The following is an 18,498-nucleotide window of genomic DNA, read 5'->3' as shown; positions in this document are numbered from 1 at the left end:
GCACCTCATTTGCTGGGAAGGCACTTCGCCGGGCCGGACGACTCGCGAAGTACCAGCTCGGTGGGCAGGCGGATCGCCTCGCCCTCGCGTTGTGATCGTGCGGCGAGCCGCTCGATCAGGAGCTCCACCGCGAGCCGACCGGCATGCGAGCCGGGCCCGGCCAGGGTGGTCAACGAGGGATGGACGAAGTCGGCGGCGAAGATGTCGTCGAACCCGATCACGCTGATGTCGGCCGGGACTCGGACACCGCGCTGGGCGAGACGTCGGATGATTCCGATCGCCAGGAGGTCGTTGTGAGCCACGACCGCCGTCACACCGGTACGCAGTGCTCCGTCGGCGGCGGCCCCGCCGTTGGCGACGTTGGGGGCGTACGGACCGATCCGGTGCGCCGTCAGACCGTGCGCTTCGGCCCCGGCGCTCAGTGCGGCCCAGCGCGCCGCACCTATCCAGGAGCTGGGTGGCCCGGCGCAGTAGGTGATGCCCTGATGTCCGAGCGAGGCCAGGTGTTCCAGGATCTGCTGACAGCCGGCGCCGGTGTCGAACGTCACGCTGGTCAGCCCGGGCAGCTCTCGGTTGAACAGCACGATCCGGTGCAGTTTGGCGAGGTCGCGCAGGACCTCGTCGTCGAGTCGGCTGGAGGCCAGTACGAACCCGTCCACGCCGGTGGCCAAGCCGCGAATCTGGTTCTCCTCGATGCGCCGGGATTCCTCGGCGTTGACGATCACCAGCGTGACATCGGATGCCTTCGCGCGCTGCTCCGCGCCGCGGATGAGCTCGAAGAAGTGGGGATTGGTGATGTCGGAGAGCACCATGGCGACGGTGCGGTGGCGGACACCGGCGAGAGCGCGGTTCTGTGGTCTGTGCTGGTAGCCGAGCTGCGCGGCGGTGGCGATGATCCGCTGTCGCGTCGCTTCGTTGACCCGGCCGGGTTTGTTGAACGCCCGGGACACCGTCGACGCGGCCACGCCGGCGGCTCGCGCGACGTCAAAGATCGTGGGCTCCACGAACGCATCTAGTCACGCGATGGAAATTCTGGCAACACCTTGCAGAAATTGTCGTCTGGTACCTACGTTCCGATCATGCCGGCCACGTCGGGCCGTGTCGGGCGAGAGGAGCGAGGGATGTCGCAGCCCGGACAGAGACTGCCGCACATCGCGGGTCGGGCCAGGCGATGGTCCGTGGCTGTGACGATCGGCGCCCTGCTGGCCGCGTCGCTGACGTGGGTGGGGGTGACGCCGGCGCAGGCGTCATCGACCGGCTTCACCATCTTCGACGGGCGTACGACCGCTCCGATCCTGATCGACCCGTCCTATGGCGGCGATCACGCCGATCGGGACTACACGCAGATCCGCCGCGCGGTCCAGGACCTGCGTCAGGATGTCGCCATGGTGACCGGGGCGATCGATCCCGGCGAGGTGCAGAGCCTGTTCGTCGACGACACGCCCGCCAGGCAAGCGCGGCTGGCGAAGGCCGACCAGCGCAAGCTGCCGGCCCTGCGGACCAAAGCCGCGGGCCAGAAGACCGCGATCATCGTCGGCCAGCTCGGTCAGAGCCGGCTGATCGACGCGATCGTCGCGGCCGGCAAGTTCGACGAGGCCGCCGGGATCAAGGGCAAGTGGGAGGCGTACGCGACCAAGACCATCAAGAACCCGGTTCCCGGGGTCGGCGACGCACTGGTGATCGCGGGCAGCGACGCCCGCGGGACGATCTACGGGATCTACTCGATCTCCGAGGAGATCGGCGTCTCGCCGTGGTACTGGTACAGCGACATGCCGGTCAAGCGGCGCGATGACATCGAGGTCGAAGGCAAGGCCAGGGTCGACGACGGGCCGGACGTCAAGTACCGCGGCATCTTCATCAACGACGAAGAACGCACCATGGTGTGGGCGAAGAAGAAGTTCCCCACCGGCAACGGCACGCCTGATGTCAACTACTACCGGCACGTCTATGAGCTGATGCTGCGGCTCAAGCTGAACACGTTATGGCCGGCGATGCACCTGGCCTCGAGGGCGTTCAACGCGGTCACCGACACCGGGACGTACGACAACGGAACCCCGGTCAATGCTCGCGAGGCGTCGGCGTTCGGCGTGGTCGCCTCCTCCTCTCACGCGGAGCTGATGCTGCGCAACAACGAGGGGGAGTGGCGGCAGTGGTACGACCGCAACAAGGACGCGCTCGACATCAAGGGCGCGGACGCCGTGGCGGCCTACGACTATTCGATCAACAAGCCCGCGATCCTGGAGTACTGGCGCCAGCGGGTGGTCGCCAACTCCGGCTTCGAGAACATCCTCGCCCTGGGTATTCGCGGGGTGCACGACAGCGATCCGGTGTTCACACCCGGCAACCCGTACGGGTTCAAGGACAAGATCGAGATGCTGGCCGACGTCATCAGCGAGCAGCGCAAGCTGATCGCGGCGGTCTACGGCAGCGCCGACGCCGTGCCGCAGGTGTTCATCCCCTACAAGGAGATGAACGATCTCTACAACGCCGGGCTGAAGAACTACATCCCCGGTGACGTGACCCTGATGTGGGCCGAGGACAACCAGGGCTACCTGCGCCAGGTGCCCACCCGTACCGAAGCCGCCCGGTCCGGCGGGAACGGCGTCTACTACCACATCTCCTACTGGGGCGAGCCGAAGAGCTACCTGTGGCTGAACTCCACGCCGATGTCCTTGATGGTGCAGCAGCTGCACCGGGCGTGGAACTCCGGCGCGGGGCGCTACTGGATCCTCAACGTCGGGGACATCAAGCCCGGCGAGATCAAGCTCGACCTGTTCGCCAAGCTCGCGTGGGACGTCAAGGGCTATGACGACACGAACATCGGGAGCAGGTTCCTCACCGAGCAGGTGCGGCGAGACTTCCGGCTGAAGGGCGACGACGCCGCCGTGGTCACCGACGCGCTGGAAAGGTTCGACGCGCTCGAGAGCACCAAGCGCGCCGAGTTCTGGGGGGAGATCAACTCCTCCAACGCGAGCTCGGGAAGGATCCACAACGGTCAGGTCTTCCCGTTCAGCGCCACCTCGGACGGGGATGAGCTCCAGCGCTACATCAACGAGTCCAACAAACTGGTGGCGATTCTCGAGGGTGTTTCCGCGAAGCTCGACCCGCGCTATCGCCCGGCGTTCTATCAGCAGGTGCTCCACCGGGTCCGGTCCTACCGCAACATGGCCGAGCAGATCGGCTACTACTGGAAGAACCAGCTCGCCGCCGCCCAAGGCCGCTACGCCGGCGCGGGAAGCTACGAGCTGCTCTCGAAGCAGGCCCGTGAGCGCGTTCTCACCGACGAGGACTACTGGAACACGATCAGCGGCGGCAAGTGGGACCACGCTATCGGCCACAGCCATCCCGAAGGCTTCCCGAACGAGGGCACCGTCATGCTGACCAACGACCGGTACGCCCGGGTGGCCACACTGGCCGACGCGGTGGGCGCCGCCGCCGAGGGGAGCAAGGAGCCTGGCCGTGGCACGCTGGCGTTCAACTCGGCCGCGCCCGACGACAAGCGGTTCTTCGACGTGTTCTCCCGGGACGACGCGGCCAGAGCGCAGGAGTGGGTCGCCGAGGCGGACGCTCGGTGGATCACCCTTTCCCAGCGCTCGGGCACGACCGCGACAGAGCAACGGGTCACGGTGACCGTCGCCAAGAACCACCCGGCCGCGACGGGGACGATCCGGGTCTTCAACGCCGTCAACAGAGCCAAGGTCGGCGACCCGGTCGCGACGTTCACGGTCGAGGCGGCGCGGGCGGCCGTGGACCTGCGCTATGCCGAGCGCGGGCACCTGGAGGCCAACGGATACGTGGCCCTTGAGGCCGAGCACTTCGCCGAGAACGTGCCCGGAACCGACGGGAGCCGGTGGGCCCCCCTTGAGGGCGTGGGTCAGCGCGGGGCGTTGATGGGCGGCTTCCCGGAGATCGCGCCCCGGGTCGACTCCGGCTTCGAGACGACCGCCCGCCTGAGATACCGCGTCTACTTCACCTCCACCGGGAAGTTCACCGGGACCTTCTACCGCATTCCAACCCTGAACGAAGGCACAGAGGACAACGGCACGCCGCGAACCGCGCGTACGGCGATCGGGCTCGACGCCCAGGCGCCCGGCCTGCTGCGCGGCAACTCTGTCGCCGGTACGAGCACCAGCCCCTGGGGCTTCAACATCATGCGTCAAATCGAACCCCTGAACTTCACCATCGACGTGACCACACCGGGCTGGCACGACCTCGTGGTCTACCGCTCGGACGCGGCGATCCTCTTCGACCGCATCATCATCGAGACCCGCGCCGGCGCGGCCGGTGACGGCCTGGTCGGCCCGCCCGAGAGCCCGAACAACATCGCCCCACCCCAGAAGGCCACCGTGGCGCCTGTTCCTGACGAGATGCCGAGGCTCCGGCGGCTGCCCGCGATCCAGACGTCGGTGGGCGAGACGAGCACGATCACGGGTGTACGGGATGTGGCGGCCGCGGAGTCCGACAACGAGACCGCAGTGTCGGTCGCAGTGAAGGACGGTCAGGTACAGGTCACCGGACACCGGGCCGGGAAGGCCGAGCTGTCCATCACCGCCGCCGGCGGTGAGGCCTGGGTGGCGCCTGTCACGGTGGGCAGAGCCACTGGGGCACCGGTCGGCGCCTATCTGGAGCGGAACGGTTCGGTCGTCTTCGACGCGGCCGACGCGCTGGAGAAGAGCGCTGCCGCCAACGCGGCCGACAGCAACAACGGCACGCACGGCTGGGCGCTGGCCCGCAACGGTCTCCAGGTCGTCCCGCCGGCCGACGCCAGTGCGAAGGCGCAGTGGCTGGCGACCTCGGCTGCCCAGGCCGAGGCGTTGTTCAAGGCCGGCCCGACACAGAAGGTCAACGGGAGCTCCGCGGCGGGAGCACCACCGCGGCTCGACTTCACCGTCGACATCCAGACCGGTGGCACGTACTACCTGTTCGTCAACACCAGCAACCCGAACGCCGACGCCGACTCCTACCACGTGGTCGTCGACGGGCAGTGGAGATACCAGTCGAACAAGTCCGGGCCGGAGACCGGGTTCGAGACCTGGTACGGCAGCACGAGCGTCGCCGCGGCCGCGCTGGCGCTCGGGCCGGGCGAGCACACGATCTCGCTAGCGCCTCGCGAGGCCGGGCTGGTGCTCAACCAGATCGTCCTGACCACGGACGACACACCCGGCCTGACCGGCTTCCAGACCCCCAGCGGCCGGAAAGCGAGCGCTTCATGACGCTCTGACGTGGCCGGAGTCACCCGATGACCTTGCCGGCCTTCCGGCGGCGGCCGTCGACGGTGACGGTGCCCGAGGCGATCGCGATCACCGAGTTCGACGTCGGCACCACCGACGCGGCGCCACGATGACCTACCACCTCACGGCGTACTCCCCCTGGGAGGGGTACCGGGTGATGTTCAACGGCACCCGGGGGCGGCTGGAATTGGAGGTCGAGGAGACGCAATGGGCCGATCCGGGCACGGGCGTCACCGCCGGGTCGGGGGCGCTGCACGGCGACGTCGCCCCGCCCAACTCCGGCGGGGCGCGGATCCGCGTGCGTCCTCTGTGGGCGCCCCCGCGCGAGGTCCCGGTGACGGTGGTCCACGAGGGGCACGGCGGCGCCGACGAGCGCATGCCGGCCGCGATGTTCGACGGCGCGGCCTCCCCGGTGGCGCTCGCGGACGAGCGGGACGGCGCCCGCGCCCTGGTGATCGGACCGGCCGCCAACGAGTCGTTCGCCACCGGGGAGCCGGTCAGCTGCGGCACAATTACCCGGTGATCTTCACCTCTCCGCCGGAAACCGCGGCCTGGCGGCACCACACCGCCCGCACGGGCTTCGAGGTCGTCTACTTCCAACCCACGCGGGGCGGCCATCTCATCGAGGGCCGCACCACGGCCGTCGAGGAGGGCCAGACCTGGGCCGTCGGCTACACCATCGAGGTGGACGCCGGCTGGAGGACCCGGCGGGCACAGCTCACCAGCCGTTCCATGGCAGGTGTGAGGGAAACGGTCCTGGAGTCCGGCGACCCGGGGAGCTGGCGCGTCGACGGTGTGCCGGCGCCCCACCTCGACGGCTGCCTGGACGTGGATCTGGAGTCATCGGCCATGACGAACGCGTTCCCCGTGCACCGGCTGCTCCTGGCCGTGGGCGCCGGCCAGGACGCCCCGGCCGCCTATGTACGGGCCGTGGACCTGACCGTCGAACGCCTCGACCAGCACTACACCCGGATCCCCGATGAGGGCCGTCGTCAGCGCTATGACTACGCCGCACCGGTGTTTGACGTCGCCTGCCGCCTGATCTACGACGAGTCCGGATTCGTCCTCGACTATCCCGGCCTGGCCTCGCGAGTGGACCTCCGAACTCGCTGACCGTGGCGGGCGCGGCCGTACCGCCGAGAGAGTAGTGGCGCCAGGCGGCGCGCAGGCGGGGCAGGTTCCGGGTCAGGCCCGGCCGAGGACGCAGAACTCGTTGCCTTCCGGGTCGGCCAGGACCTTCCATGGGACGTCGCCCTGGCCGACATCGGCGGGCGTCGCGCCGAGGGTCCGCAGCCGGGCCACCTCCGCCGCCTGCTCGTCGATGGGGTCGGGCAGCAGGTCGATATGGATGCGGCTCCACACGGTCGGCACGCCGGACCTGCGGAGGAACTCAAGATACGGGCCGACGCCCTTGGCGGAGCGCAGCGTCGCGTGATCGTCGGTCACCTCGTGCACGCTCCAGTCCGTGGCCTCGCCCCAGAACCGGGCCATGGCCCGCGGATCGTCGCAGTCGACCACCATCGCGGCGATCGGCCCGGTGTCCCGGTAGATCTCCCGAGGCTCCAGCACGCAGAACACGTTGCCCTCCGGGTCGGCCAGAACCGTCCACGGGACGTCGCCCTGGCCCACGTCGGCGGGTGTCGCGCCGAGCTCCTTCAGGCGCGCGACCAGCTCCGCCTGATGGGCGGCGGAGGTGGTGGCGAGGTCGAGGTGCACGCGATACTTCACCGTTTCGGGGTCCGGCACGGCGACGAGATCGATGTAGAAGGCGTCGGGGTCCGGCCAGGAGAAGCCCTCGGGTTCGAGGTTGGTCACGCCGGGTCCCTCGCTGGAAAGACCCCAACCGAGCGCCTCCGCCCAGAACCGGCCGAGCGCCGAGTCATCCCGAGCCTTGAAATTCACCTGAACAAGTCGCAGCGCCATGCCGCCGATCCTATGCCCAACCCATTAACCAGGATTAACCACGCACCTTCGGCTCAACCGGCGGTAACGGGCAGGCCGGGGACTTCGCCGAGCGGCCGATGGCTTTGGGCGGGTGCGGAGGCGGTGGCGGTGGCGGTGGCGGATGTAGCGGCACACTGCGGGCGCGCTTTGGTCAGGAACTGGGCAGCGAATGGCCTGGGAAGTGATCAGGCGAAGAGCCGACACTCGGCGGGCTGGTTCTACGACGGCGCACACCGTGCTGTCGCCGTGCCGCTGAGGAAAGGCTGAGTGATCTTGACCGAACGCGTACGCGTGGCTGTGCTGGCGGGTGGGCCGTCCGCCGAGCACGAGGTGTCGCTGCAGTCGGCGCAGGCCGTGCTCGATGCCCTGCCGAGGGACCTGTACGAGCCCGTCGCCGTCATCATCGACCGGCAGGGCAGATGGCCGGTGGAGCTGCGAGGCGATCTGGCGGACGTGGTCTTCCCCGTGCTGCACGGGCCGTTCGGCGAGGACGGCGTCGTCCAGGGTCACCTGGAGACCCTGGGCATCCCGTACGTGGGCTGCGGCGTCATGGCCTCCGCCGTGGCCATGAACAAGGTCGCGATGCGGCGCGTGTTCCTGGCGGAGGACATCCCGGTCACCCCGCACGTGTGGTTCACCGCGCACGAATGGCGCACCACCACCGACTACTGGGGTCTGGTGAAGTCGCTCGACTGGCCGATGTACGTCAAACCGGCCAGCATGGGCTCCTCCATCGGCATCTCACGTGTCACCTCCATGGAGGAACTGCGCGCGGGCGTGGAGCTGGCGCTGGCCTACGACCGGGTGGTCATCGTCGAGCAGGGCGTGAGCGCGCGCGAGGTCATCTGCGGCGTGCTCGGCGACTATGACACGCCGGACGCTTCGGTGTGCGGCGAGCTCATCGTGCCCGGCGACTGGCTCGACTATGAGGCCAAATACCTCAGCCAGGCCGAGATCGCCACCATCCCCGCCGTGCTGCCGGAACGGGTGGCCGAGGAGGCACGCGAGCTGTCCCTGCGCGCCTTCCGGGCGATCGGTGGCTACGGCCTGTCCCGGGTCGACTTCCTCTATGAGGAGGACACGGGACGCCTGTACGTACTGGAGATCAACACCATGCCCGGCTTCACCTCCCGTTCCGTCTACGCCAGGTCCTGGGCCGCGAGCGGTGTCCCGTACCCGGACCTGCTGCGCCGCCTGATCGACCTCGCGTTCGCCAGGAGCGGCTCATGATCCCCATGACGCTGAACGAGATCGCGCGGGTCGTCGGCGCGAGCCTGCATGACGTGCCCGACCCGCGGGCGCTGGTGACGGCGCCCGCGGCGGTCGACTCCCGCGAGGTGGTGCCCGGCGGCCTGTTCGCCGCGACGGCCGGCGCCCGCGTCGACGGTCACGACTACGCGGCCGGTGCCATCGCGGACGGCGCCGTCGTCGTGCTGGCCGCGCGGCCCGTCGGCGTGCCCGCCCTGGTGGTCGAGGACGTCCAGCTCGCGATCGGCCTGCTGGCCAGGCACCTGCTCGAACGCGTCAGCCCGATCGTGATCGGCCTGACCGGCTCGGTGGGCAAGACCACGACCAAGGACCTGCTGGCCCAGGTGCTCGAACGGCGCGCCGCGACGGTCGCCACCAACAGGTCGTTCAACAACGAGCTCGGGCTGCCGCTCACCGTGCTGCGTGCCGACGCCACCACCCGATACCTGGTGCTGGAGATGGGCGCGAGCCGGAAGGGCGACCTGACGTACCTGACCGGGCTCGCGCCTCCCCAGGTCGGGCTGGTGCTCAATGTCGGCACCGCGCATCTGGAGCGTATGGGAGCCGGGCCGGCCGACGTGGCCGAGGCCAAGGGCGAGCTGGTCGAGGCGCTTCCGGAGGACGGGTTCGCGCTGCTCAACGCCGACGACCCGTACGTCATGGGCATGGCCGGCCGCACCAAGGCCCAGATCCTGTTGTACGGCAGGTCGGCGCGGGCGCGGGTGCGAGCCGAAGGCGTACGGATGGCCGACCGGGCGCGAACCGCGTTCGAATTGGTGACGCCCGCCGGCCGTGCCCCGGTCGAGCTCGACCTCATAGGCGAGCACCAGGTGAGCAACGCCCTGGGCGCCGCCGCCGTCGCCACCGCACTCGGCCTGGGCGTTGCCGAGATCGCCGAAGGGCTGACCGCCGCGCGGCGGCGCTCCGGGGGCCGGCTGGAGATCGTCGAACGACCTGACGGCATCACCATCGTCAACGACGCCTACAACGCCAACCCCGAGTCCATGCGGGCCGGGCTGCGGGCGGTCAAGGCCCTGGCCGGCACTCGTCGTACCGTCGCCATACTCGGCGCGATGGGCCAGCAGGCCGACGCCTCCCGCGCCCGGCACGCGGAGATGGGCCGGCTCGTCGCCGACCTCCGCTTCGACGTGCTGATCACGGTCGGCGCCGGGGATCCGCTCGCGATGGCGTGGGCGGCGGAGACCGCGAACCAGGGCGTGGCCGTCCACATCGTCGAGGACGTGGCCGAGGCCATCAAGCTGGCCACCGCGCTCCTCGAACCGGGAGACGTGGTGCTCGTCAAGGCCTCCAGCGAGATCGGGCTCAGCGCCTGCGCCCGTGCGCTGACCCAGTGACTGTCCAAAAGGAAATGGAGTTCCATGCGCACTATCGGGCTTATCGGCGGGTTGAGCTGGGAATCGACGGTGATCTACTACCAGATCATCAACCAGCGGGTACGCGAGCGACTCGGCGGCAGCCATTCCGCCGACAGCCTCATCTGGTCGGTCGACTACACGCGGGTCGAGGACCTCATCTTCGCCGACCGCTGGGACGAGGTGAGTACGCTGCTGACCGGGGCGGGCGGGAAACTGGCGGATCTGGGTGCCGAGGTCCTGCTCATCTGCAGCAACACCTTCAGCCGGGTGAGCGACGACGTGCAGCGGGCAGTGAGCGTGCCCGTACTGCACATCGCCGACACCGTGGGCACCGAGATCCGCGCCAGGGGCATGCGCAAGGTCGGCCTGCTGGGCACCCGATTCACCATGGAGGAGCCCTTCTACCGGGATCGGCTGGCCGCCCACGGCTTCGACGTGGTCGTGCCGCGGCGTGAGCAGCGGGAACTGGTCCATCACGTGATATTCGACGAACTGGTGCGCGGGGTGCTCCGGGAATCGTCCAGGGACGCCTACGCCCGGATCATCGATGATCTCGCGGCCGACGGCGCTGAAGGCGTCGTCCTCGGTTGCACGGAGATCGAATTGCTGATCAGTGAGAAGGACAGCGCCATCCCGGTGCTGCCGAGCGCCCGGCTGCACGCGGAGGCGGCGGCCGGCTTCGCTCTTGCCGACTCTTAGGTGGATCGCTACGCCGGTGCGCCGTACAGCTCCCGGTGCCACAGGTCGGCGCGGAGACGTTCGATGCCGGCCGCCAGATGGCGGCGGTAGGTGCTGAACGGCAGGCCGAGCCGTTCCGCGGCCAGCTCCTGGGTGGGCGTGCCGCACAGGAACGTGACCGACAGCGCCTGATGGAACTTGACCGAGCGCGGATCCGCACGCAGGTCGTCGATCACCTGGCGCAGCAGGTCCCCCAGCGCCGCGGCCGGATCCCGCCCGGCCCGCTCGGCGATCAGCCTGGTGCGCGTCAGCGGGGAAGTGGCCAGCGCGTCCGGCCGCGACAACTGGCGCAACGCCTCGCGGACCGCCTCGGCGAACTCCGCCCGCGACAGCACCGCCAGCTCCGCCGTCGCGGCACCCGGGCCGCCGGCGGGCAGCCGGTTCATCCGCTCCAGCCACGCCCGCGCCGGCACCGCGCGCCAGTCATGGACGAACAGGGTGTACGCGTCATCCCCCAACCGCGGCTGCTCGGAGATGTCACGCATCCCGTAATGCCGTAAAAGCTCCGCCCACACATGGTTCGGATGCCGTGCCGCGATATATGACCAGGCCATCCGCTCGGCCCGCAGACAATCGCCGATCACTCGCCACTGGATCACCTCCATCAGAGGCGAGTTTCCGCGATACGTCGGCAGCGTCCATACCCGGCTGACCGCCATATGTTCACCGGTGCGCAACGGCGTGGTGGCACGGGCGTGCGCCCACGCCATGGCCACGATGGGATCGGCCGTCAGCTCCTCCTCATCGAATCGCGCCAACCGCAACCACGCGGCGAAGGCCACGGGCTCGCCGGTTTCGCTGCGCCGATACAGCCGGAACGCCTCCGGCTGACGTTCCGCCCAGAAGGCGGCGCAGCGCGCGGACGCCGCGCCCTCCGCCGCCGTCGCCACCCGGAGCAACGTGTCGACGTCCTCCTGGCGCAGCACCTCTTCCTGGAACTCGCCCTCGTCGTGGCGGCCGTGGAAATCGGCCGACGCCCCGTTGCGCGGGTAGAGCAGTGCCGCCACGGCGCCGGGCACGTCCGCGTCGCTCGCCGTACGCACCTTGTCCGCCAGATGGGCGTGAACGCGCTCGCGCATCACCGCGTACCCCTCCGGATCCCGCCATCGCAGGTCAGCCTCCACCACCTCCCGCACCACGTCATGCGGAAACAACCCGAGACCGCTCGACTCCACGAACGGCAACCGCCGCAACCACCGGAACAACGTCCCGGCGTCCTGCGGCAGCACCGCACGCAGCAGGTCCTCCGTGGTCGTGTACGCGTGCGCGCAGATCTCCAGAGCATGCCGATGGGCCGCCGAAGGCACCTCGCCCACCAACTGATCCAGCAACGTGGCCACCACGTCCTGACGCGGCGTCCACCGCCGGCCGCCCCCGCCGTCCTTCACCGCCACGGCCGCTCCCAGCAGCAGTGCCAGCGGATGACCACCGGCGAAGGCTGACAGCGGCCCACGCGACTCGGGCGGCACCCCGCAGGAGTCCATCAGGGCCTGCGCGTCCGCGGCCCGCAGGTCGCGCAGCGGCAGCACCTCCAGCGCCCCAGCCCATCCCGGGTCCGCCCGCCAGCGCAGATCCGGCGGGTAGCGCCCCGCGATCACCACCAGCGCCCCCACGGGCATCCGCGGCAGGAACCGCTCACGCAGCCATCCCTCCAAGCCCTGAACGCATTCGAAGGAGTCGATCAGCAGCACCGCCCCCGCATCACGAAAGACCGGTTCCGCCTCAGCCTCGAACGCCCCCGGTGAGGGCTCCGACATGCGCCCGTCCACCATGGACACCGGCCGCCCCATCACCGCGGCCTCGTGAGCGAACCGCCGCAACAAGGCCGACTTCCCGATGCCACCGGGGCCGTGCACGAACAGCACGCTGCAGCCGCCGCCGTACAACGCCGCCTGGAAAACCGCGAGCTCTTCCTCCCGCCCGGCGAACGCCCTCTCACGCGCCGCTCGCAGGTGCCATCCCAGCAATCCAGATCCGTCGTTCATGACGAACTACGATCGGTGCCGAATGTGCGCGCGCCGTCCGCCGCATGTCACCGTTTCTCGACGGCGGCGACCGCGCGGGCTACGGCAGCATGCCCACCAGCGCGGCCAGCTCGGGGTCGCCTTCGTACCGTCGCCGGTGCTTCGGCGACGAGCCGGTCCCGGACCTGGTCATCGAGGGGGAACGGGCTCCGCGTCGCCAGCAGCACCTTGGCGTCCTCGTCACTCAGGCCGCCGACGGCCAGCTTCGGCAGCTCGCCGAACCCCTCCGCCGCGTCCGTCGGCCGCACCGCGAAGATCATCGCTACCGGGTCGGCGGCGATCCGGCGGGCGAGGAAGACCATCGCCCTGGGCCAGCCCGCAGAGCGTCGCGATGCCGGTCCGGCAGCCCGTCGAGCTGCTTCAGCATCGGCACGCACAGCTGGTGCAGCGCGGAGTACGGCAGTTCCTGCTCGAACTCCGACCGGACGTCCGGACCACCCGGAACCCGGGCGCCGCGTTGCGGGCCTACTCCAGCAGCGCACTCTTGCCGATGCCCGCCTCGCCTTCCAGCACCAGCGCGCCGCCCTGTTCCGTACGCGCGGCGCCGGTCAGCTCGTCGACGCGTCGCTTCAAGCCGTGCCGGCCGACGAGCGGATCGGTGGTGAGCGCAGGAGTCCGCATAACGGGAATCCGCATAACGGGAATCCGCATAACGGGAAATGGTAGGGGATCGCGGACCTGGCCGGGTCAGGTTTCGTAGGCGCTCGTCAGGCGTGACCGCGACGCCTCCAGGTGGGCGGTCATGGCGCTCGCCGCCGCCTCCGGATCGTTGCGGCAGATGGCGTCGAGCACCGCGCGGTGCTCATCGGCGGCGTGACTGGCGATCCCATGGCGGAAGTAGAGACGGTAACCATGGGTGTGCGCGCGGAATCTGCGCAGCGTGTCGGCGATGAGCGGGCTGCGACTGGCCTCGGCGATCGCGTTGTGGAACAGGGCGTCCAGTTCCGCGAAGCCGCGATACGCCTCGTAGGTGTCGCCGACCAGCGGTGACATCATCTGCTCCAGCGACCCTCGCATGGCGCTCACCTCGGCGGTCGTGGCGTACCGTGCGGCACGCGCGGCGGCGGACGGTTCGAGGAGCAGGCGGACGTCGTACAAGTCGTCAAGGGCGGCCCGGTCGAGCAGGGGAGCCACCAGATAGCCCGTGTTCGGCCGGCGGACGACCAGCCCCTCCGACTCGCAACGCGCGAGCGCTTCGCGGACCGGCGTCTGCGACACGTCGAGTGCGCGGGCGAGCCCGTCGATCGACAGCTTCGCCCCAGGCTCCAGGTCGTGATCCATGAGCCGGGCCTTCAGCGCCTGGAAGACCGATTCGCGGACGCTGACCTTGGCCGGCTCGTCCGAACCCGAGCCGCCGGACGCGCCCGCCACCGGCGTCGAGTCACTCATCTCCCCTCCAAATGAACTTCCGTATTCGTGGTTGACAGATGCCCGAAACGCCCTGCATCCTCATGCAAATCGTATCGTATCCGATCTGGGCAAGTCTGCCCAACGCAGAAGGATGAGCTCGTGACCATTCCCGACTGGTTCGGCGAGGCGGGTTTCGGCCTGTTCGTGCACTGGGACCATGCGAGTCAGCAAGGCGTGGAGATCGGCTGGCCCCTGGTCGGCCACTCGATCCTGCCGGACCGGACAGAACCCGAAGCCGACATGACCATCGCGCAATATCAGTCGAGCGCGGCTACGTTCGACCCGCGGCGCTGGGATCCGCGCGGCGTCGCGCGGCTCGCGCGCGACGCGGGTGCCCGCTACGTGGTCTTCACCGTCCGCCATCACGCCGGGTACTCGATGTACCACACGAGGCAGTCGGAGTACTCCATCGCGGCCTCGCCGTACGGGCGTGACATCACCCGGGAGTTCTTCGACGCGTTGCGCGCCGAGGGCCTGCGTGTCGGCGTCTACTACTCGCTGCTCGACTGGAACCATCCCGACTACCCGGCGTTCACCGACGCCGATCGTCCCTACCCGCACGAGCGTTACCGGCGGCCCGCGCCGGAGCAGTGGGCGCGATACCTCGGCTACGTCAAGGGCCAGCTCACCGAACTGCTCACCGAGTACGGGCCGATCGACCTGCTCTGGTTCGACGGGGAGTGGGAACGCACCGGGGAGGAGTGGCACGCCGCCGAGCTTCGCGAGTTGATCAAATCCCTGCAGCCGGACGTGATCATCAATGACCGGCTGCCGGGCCAGGGCGACTACGCGACACCCGAGCAGGGCATGCCGCGCCGGCCACCGGGCGGCCCGTGGGAGCTGTGCCTCACCATGAGCGAGAGCTGGGCCTACCGGCCCGGCGACCTCGACTACAAGAGCCCCCGGCTGCTCGCCTCCTACCTGAGCGAGGTCGTCTCCCGGGGCGGCAACCTCCTGCTCAACATCGGGCCGCGGGGTGACGGGTCGCTGGTGCCGACCGAGGTCGCCACGCTCAAGCAACTCGGCGGCTGGCTCGCCGGCCACGGCGAGAGCATCGTCGGGGCCGCGCCCGCGCCGCAACGCCTCGACTTCCACGGTCCGGCGACGCAGCGCGACAACACCATCTACCTCCACCTGCTGCTGATACCGCAGGACGTGCTCGTCGTCAGGAACGTTCCCATCGGCTCGGTCGTCGGCGTCCGCCTGCTCGGCACCGAGCAACCGCTCGAGTACAGCCTCAACGAGGAAGTGCACAAGGCGAACGGCGCGGACGACGAGCCGCTCGGCGAACTGTTCATCACCGTGCCGCCACCGACCGGCGCACTCATCGACGTCATCGCCATTGAGCTGTCAGCTCCCTGGAAGGACGGCTCCCATGCCACTGTCTAGAACTCTCAAGGTAGTCAGGCCCGTCCTCGCGGGCGTCCTGCTCGCGGCCGTCGGCGTCGCGTGCGGCACCGGCACCGGACCGGGCGGCGGCGACGGCAAGTCGCTCCGGATCCAGATCCCCACCGGACCGCTGGCCAGCGCCATGCAGCAGGTCGGCAAGGACTTCGAGAAGGCCAACCCGGGCACGGTGGTCACCTTCGAGGGCGTCGACTCCGGCAGCTCCCGCGGCCCCAACGTGGCACTGCTCAGCTCGACCGGCACCCCGGACATCGGCTACCTCCAGCGCAGCACGGGCGTCTGGTCCGCGCTGTTGAAGAACAAGCAGCTGACCCCGCTGGACGACGTGTGGAAGGCCGCGGGCCTGGCGGACAAGTACTCCAAGAGCCAGGCCGACTACTACACGACCGACGGGCACCACTACGGCGTCCTCTACGAGCAACTGCTGATCAACCCCGTCTACTACAACAAGGCGGCCTTCGCGAAGGCCGGCCTCCCCGACCCGGCCGACCACCAGGTCGCCTCCGTCGCCGACTTCGAATCCATGGTGGGCAAGGTCAAGGCCGCCGGGTACGAGGGGTTCGGGGTGGGCGGTTCGAGCCCGTACGACCTGGGGCACACGCTGGACGCGCTGCTGCCCACCGCGGTGCCGGCCGAGGACTACGACGCCATGCTCACCAACTTCAAGCCCGGATCACCCACGGACGTCAAGTACACCGACCCCGGCTTCGTGAAGGTGCTCCAGACGATCCAGGACTGGCAGAAGAAGGGCATCTACCAGAACGGGATGCTCGGCATGGACACCGACCAGGCCCAGGGGCTGTTCACCAGCGGAAAACTCGCGATGCTGCAGGGCGGCAACTACACCTACTCCAGCCTGAAGGAGGCCAAGCCGTCGTTCGAAATGGGCTGGTTCCTGCTGCCCCCGCTCACGCCGGGCCGCAAGACGCCGTTCGACGCCTTCAACGGTGACACCCTGGTGGTCCCGGCCAAGGCGGCGAACCCGGATCTGGCCAAGAAGTTCCTTCAGTTCTTCATGACCGACAAGTACCAGGTCAGCGTCATCGCCGCCACCGGCTCGCTCCCGGTGTTCAGCTCGATCCCCGCGTCGAGCCTGTCGAACCTCGGCGACCTGGTGCAGCAGCAGTTCGAGCTGTCGCGGTCCGTCGGATTGGTCAACATCTGGGACTCCACCGTGCCCTCCACCCTCGGGCAGGCGTTCTCCGTGCCGGTGCTGCAGAAGCTCGTGGCCGGCAAGCTGACCCCGCAGCAGGCGGCCCAGCAGTACCAGTCGGCGCTGGAGGACCTGCAGTCCGGCAAGGTGTCGGGAGCGTCGGACTGATGATCGCCGACAAAGTCGTCCTGGCGACGACCGCCACGGCGCGGCCGCCGCGCCGGAGGGCACGGATCTTCCCGATCGCGGCGATGGTCCCGGCCTTGGTGCTGCTGCTCGTGCTCGTCGCCTACCCGATCACCGGATCCGTGCGCATCAGCCTCGGTTCCTGGGACGGCATCGGCTCGGTCGCCTACCACGGCCTGGACAACTACCGGCGCCTGCTGCGCGATTCGCTGGTCTGGCAGTCCATCGGGACCAGCCTGCAGTTCTTCGTCGGGACCGTGGTGTTCACGGTGACCCTCGGCACTCTCCTGGCCAACGCGATCAGCCGGAAGGTCCCCGGCGCCCGGATCTTCAAGGTCGTCTGGTTCCTGCCGGTGATCATCCCGGTCAGCATCGCGGGCATCTTCTGGTCGAACGCCTTCCAGCCCACGACGGGCGTGGTGAACTCACTGCTCGGCCTGATCGGGCTCGGAGACGATCACGCCTGGCTGGCGTCGTCCTCGACGGCACTGTACGCGGCGATCTTCGTCGCGGTGTGGACGCAAACGGGGTACGCGATGCTGATCCTGCTGGGCGCGATGGAAGCCATCCCCGAGGAGGTGCACGAGGCGGCGACGCTCGACGGCGTCGGAGCGGCCGGCCGGCTGTTCCGGATCACCTTGCCGAACATCGTGCCGATGCTGGGCACGATCACGACGCTGACCTCGGTGTTCTCCTTCAACGCCTTCGGCGTCATCTACGCGATGACCCGAGGCGGTCCGGGTAACTCCACGAGCATCCTGCCGGTGCTGGTCTACAAGCAGTCCTTCGTCGACCAGGACTACGGCTACGGCTCGGCCACCGCGGTCCTCACCACGCTGATCGTCGCCGTCATCGGGATCACGGTCATGCGGATCTTCCGCCAGCAGACCCTGGACGCGCGATGACGGCGCCGCGGACTCCAAGCCGGAGGCGATCGGCCTGGCGGCACGGCCCGCTGTGGTACGTCGGCTACACGCTCCTGCTGGTCTGGACGGCGATCACGGTGGTGCCGTTCGTGTCGATGCTGCTGCTGTCGCTGCACCCGACCAGCGACATCTACGCCCACCCGCTGGGGCTGGGCGGCCAGTGGGTGCTGTCGAACTACGCCGACGCCTGGCGGGGCGTGGTCGGTGGCGCGCCGCTGTCGACGTACATCATCAACAGCGTGCTGGTGGCACTGTGCAGCCTGGCCATCGGCGTGACCTGCGGCAGCCTGGCCGGCTACGGCCTGGCCCGCGCGACCAGGGGCCTGTCGAACGCGGTCAGCCGCGTCATGGTCCTCGCCCTGAGCGTCCCGCTGGTCGTCGCGCTGATCCCGACGTTCGAGCTGCTGGGCAGGTATCAGCTGCTCAACAGCGTGGCGGGCATCTCGCTGGTGTACGCGGCGTTCATGACGCCCACCATCGCCCTCATCATGCGGTCGGTGTTCGCCGCCGTGCCGCGGGAACTGCTCGAAGCGGCCAAGATCGACGGTTACGGGGAGCTGGCCGCGCTGCTCCGCGTGGTCCTGCCCATCAGCAAGGGCGGCTTCGTCTCGGTCACGCTGCTCGGGCTCATCTTCGTGTGGAGCGAGGTCCAGTTCGGCGTCGTCCTGCTGACCCGCCCGCAGGACCGCACACTGTCAGTCGGCCTGCTCTCCTTCCAGGGCCAGTTCGTCAGCGACCAGGGGGCCTTCTTCGCCGGCCTCGTCATCGCGACCTTCCCGATCGTCATCCTCTTCCTGATCTTCCAGCGCTACGTCACGAGCGGCATCACCCTGGGTGCGCTCAAGTGAAGAAAGC

Annotated in this window: 16 protein-coding genes; 10 read left to right on the top strand and 6 right to left on the bottom strand. The window is 69.1% G+C overall.

Translation table 11 applies throughout. The features are described from left to right. Nucleotides 1–5 precede the first annotated feature (5 nt). Entirely contained in the window at nt 6–1,004 is a 999-nt protein-coding gene (locus ACIBO2_RS32575; protein ID WP_397301798.1) for a LacI family DNA-binding transcriptional regulator, read from the bottom strand. Between the two features lie 174 nt (nt 1,005–1,178). Here ACIBO2_RS32575 and ACIBO2_RS32570 point away from each other — a divergent pair, with 174 nt between their 5' ends. The 3 genes from ACIBO2_RS32570 to ACIBO2_RS32560 all read left to right on the top strand — a co-directional run bounded on the left by ACIBO2_RS32570 (nt 1,179) and on the right by ACIBO2_RS32560 (nt 6,344). Next, entirely contained in the window at nt 1,179–5,213 is a 4,035-nt protein-coding gene (locus tag ACIBO2_RS32570) for a glycosyl hydrolase 115 family protein (RefSeq protein ID WP_397301795.1), read from the top strand. A gap of 127 nt (nt 5,214–5,340) precedes the next feature. After that, nucleotides 5,341–5,754 carry a hypothetical protein gene (locus ACIBO2_RS32565; protein WP_397301792.1) on the top strand — a complete coding sequence of 138 codons (414 nt, stop codon included), beginning with the start codon at nt 5,341–5,343 and terminating at the stop codon, nt 5,752–5,754. After that, complete coding sequence (locus ACIBO2_RS32560; protein ID WP_358543784.1) at nt 5,751–6,344, top strand: putative glycolipid-binding domain-containing protein; 594 nt, start codon at nt 5,751–5,753, stop codon at nt 6,342–6,344. Before ACIBO2_RS32565 ends, ACIBO2_RS32560 begins: the two co-directional genes overlap by 4 nt. Before the next feature lie 72 nt (nt 6,345–6,416). Here ACIBO2_RS32560 and ACIBO2_RS32555 read toward each other — a convergent pair whose 3' ends face one another. After that, a complete protein-coding gene (locus ACIBO2_RS32555) occupies nt 6,417–7,154 on the bottom strand; it encodes a VOC family protein (RefSeq protein WP_358543786.1) in 738 nt (245 codons plus the stop codon). 288 nt (nt 7,155–7,442) lie between these two features. Here ACIBO2_RS32555 and ACIBO2_RS32550 point away from each other — a divergent pair, with 288 nt between their 5' ends. Genes ACIBO2_RS32550 through ACIBO2_RS32540 form a run of 3 tightly spaced genes read left to right on the top strand, consistent with a single transcriptional unit; the run spans nt 7,443 to nt 10,498 of the window. Next, complete coding sequence (locus ACIBO2_RS32550; protein ID WP_358543788.1) at nt 7,443–8,405, top strand: D-alanine--D-alanine ligase family protein; 963 nt, start codon at nt 7,443–7,445, stop codon at nt 8,403–8,405. Beyond that, nucleotides 8,402–9,778, top strand: coding sequence for a UDP-N-acetylmuramoyl-tripeptide--D-alanyl-D-alanine ligase (gene murF / locus ACIBO2_RS32545; RefSeq protein ID WP_358543791.1), 1,377 nt, complete (start codon nt 8,402–8,404; stop codon nt 9,776–9,778). Before ACIBO2_RS32550 ends, murF begins: the two co-directional genes overlap by 4 nt. Nucleotides 9,779–9,802: 24 nt before the next feature. Then, nucleotides 9,803–10,498: an aspartate/glutamate racemase family protein gene (locus tag ACIBO2_RS32540; protein ID WP_358543793.1), complete on the top strand. Its 696-nt coding sequence runs from the start codon at nt 9,803–9,805 to the stop codon at nt 10,496–10,498. Between the two features lie 8 nt (nt 10,499–10,506). Here ACIBO2_RS32540 and ACIBO2_RS32535 read toward each other — a convergent pair whose 3' ends face one another. From ACIBO2_RS32535 to ACIBO2_RS32520, 4 genes are all read right to left on the bottom strand, one after another. Continuing rightward, the gene (locus tag ACIBO2_RS32535; RefSeq protein ID WP_397301787.1) at nt 10,507–12,522 is read right to left on the bottom strand and encodes an ATP-binding protein; all 2,016 of its coding nucleotides are present in this window, start codon (nt 12,520–12,522) and stop codon (nt 10,507–10,509) included. Between the two features lie 47 nt (nt 12,523–12,569). Beyond that, a complete protein-coding gene (locus ACIBO2_RS32530) occupies nt 12,570–12,863 on the bottom strand; it encodes a hypothetical protein (protein ID WP_397301785.1) in 294 nt (97 codons plus the stop codon). Between the two features lie 163 nt (nt 12,864–13,026). After that, on the bottom strand, nt 13,027–13,182 hold the full coding sequence (locus tag ACIBO2_RS32525; RefSeq protein ID WP_397301782.1) for a hypothetical protein: 156 nt from the start codon (nt 13,180–13,182) through the stop codon (nt 13,027–13,029). Between the two features lie 66 nt (nt 13,183–13,248). Then, on the bottom strand, nt 13,249–13,950 hold the full coding sequence (locus tag ACIBO2_RS32520; RefSeq protein WP_358543802.1) for a GntR family transcriptional regulator: 702 nt from the start codon (nt 13,948–13,950) through the stop codon (nt 13,249–13,251). 120 nt (nt 13,951–14,070) lie between these two features. Here ACIBO2_RS32520 and ACIBO2_RS32515 point away from each other — a divergent pair, with 120 nt between their 5' ends. Genes ACIBO2_RS32515 through ACIBO2_RS32500 form a run of 4 tightly spaced genes read left to right on the top strand, consistent with a single transcriptional unit; the run spans nt 14,071 to nt 18,491 of the window. Beyond that, nucleotides 14,071–15,360, top strand: coding sequence for an alpha-L-fucosidase (locus ACIBO2_RS32515; RefSeq protein WP_358543804.1), 1,290 nt, complete (start codon nt 14,071–14,073; stop codon nt 15,358–15,360). Further along, nucleotides 15,347–16,699: an extracellular solute-binding protein gene (locus ACIBO2_RS32510; RefSeq protein WP_358543806.1), complete on the top strand. Its 1,353-nt coding sequence runs from the start codon at nt 15,347–15,349 to the stop codon at nt 16,697–16,699. The genes ACIBO2_RS32515 and ACIBO2_RS32510 overlap by 14 nt, the downstream gene beginning before the upstream one ends. Continuing rightward, nucleotides 16,699–17,622 (top strand): sugar ABC transporter permease, encoded by a 924-nt coding sequence (locus tag ACIBO2_RS32505; RefSeq protein ID WP_358543807.1) that lies wholly within the window; start codon nt 16,699–16,701, stop codon nt 17,620–17,622. Before ACIBO2_RS32510 ends, ACIBO2_RS32505 begins: the two co-directional genes overlap by 1 nt. Further along, nucleotides 17,619–18,491 (top strand): carbohydrate ABC transporter permease, encoded by an 873-nt coding sequence (locus ACIBO2_RS32500; protein WP_358543809.1) that lies wholly within the window; start codon nt 17,619–17,621, stop codon nt 18,489–18,491. Before ACIBO2_RS32505 ends, ACIBO2_RS32500 begins: the two co-directional genes overlap by 4 nt. Nucleotides 18,492–18,498 lie beyond the last annotated feature (7 nt).

Source organism: Nonomuraea sp. NPDC050022, from assembly GCF_044460705.1.
Taxonomy (GTDB): Bacteria; Actinomycetota; Actinomycetes; order Streptosporangiales; family Streptosporangiaceae; genus Nonomuraea.
This window is presented reverse-complemented; position numbering and strand designations above follow the sequence as displayed.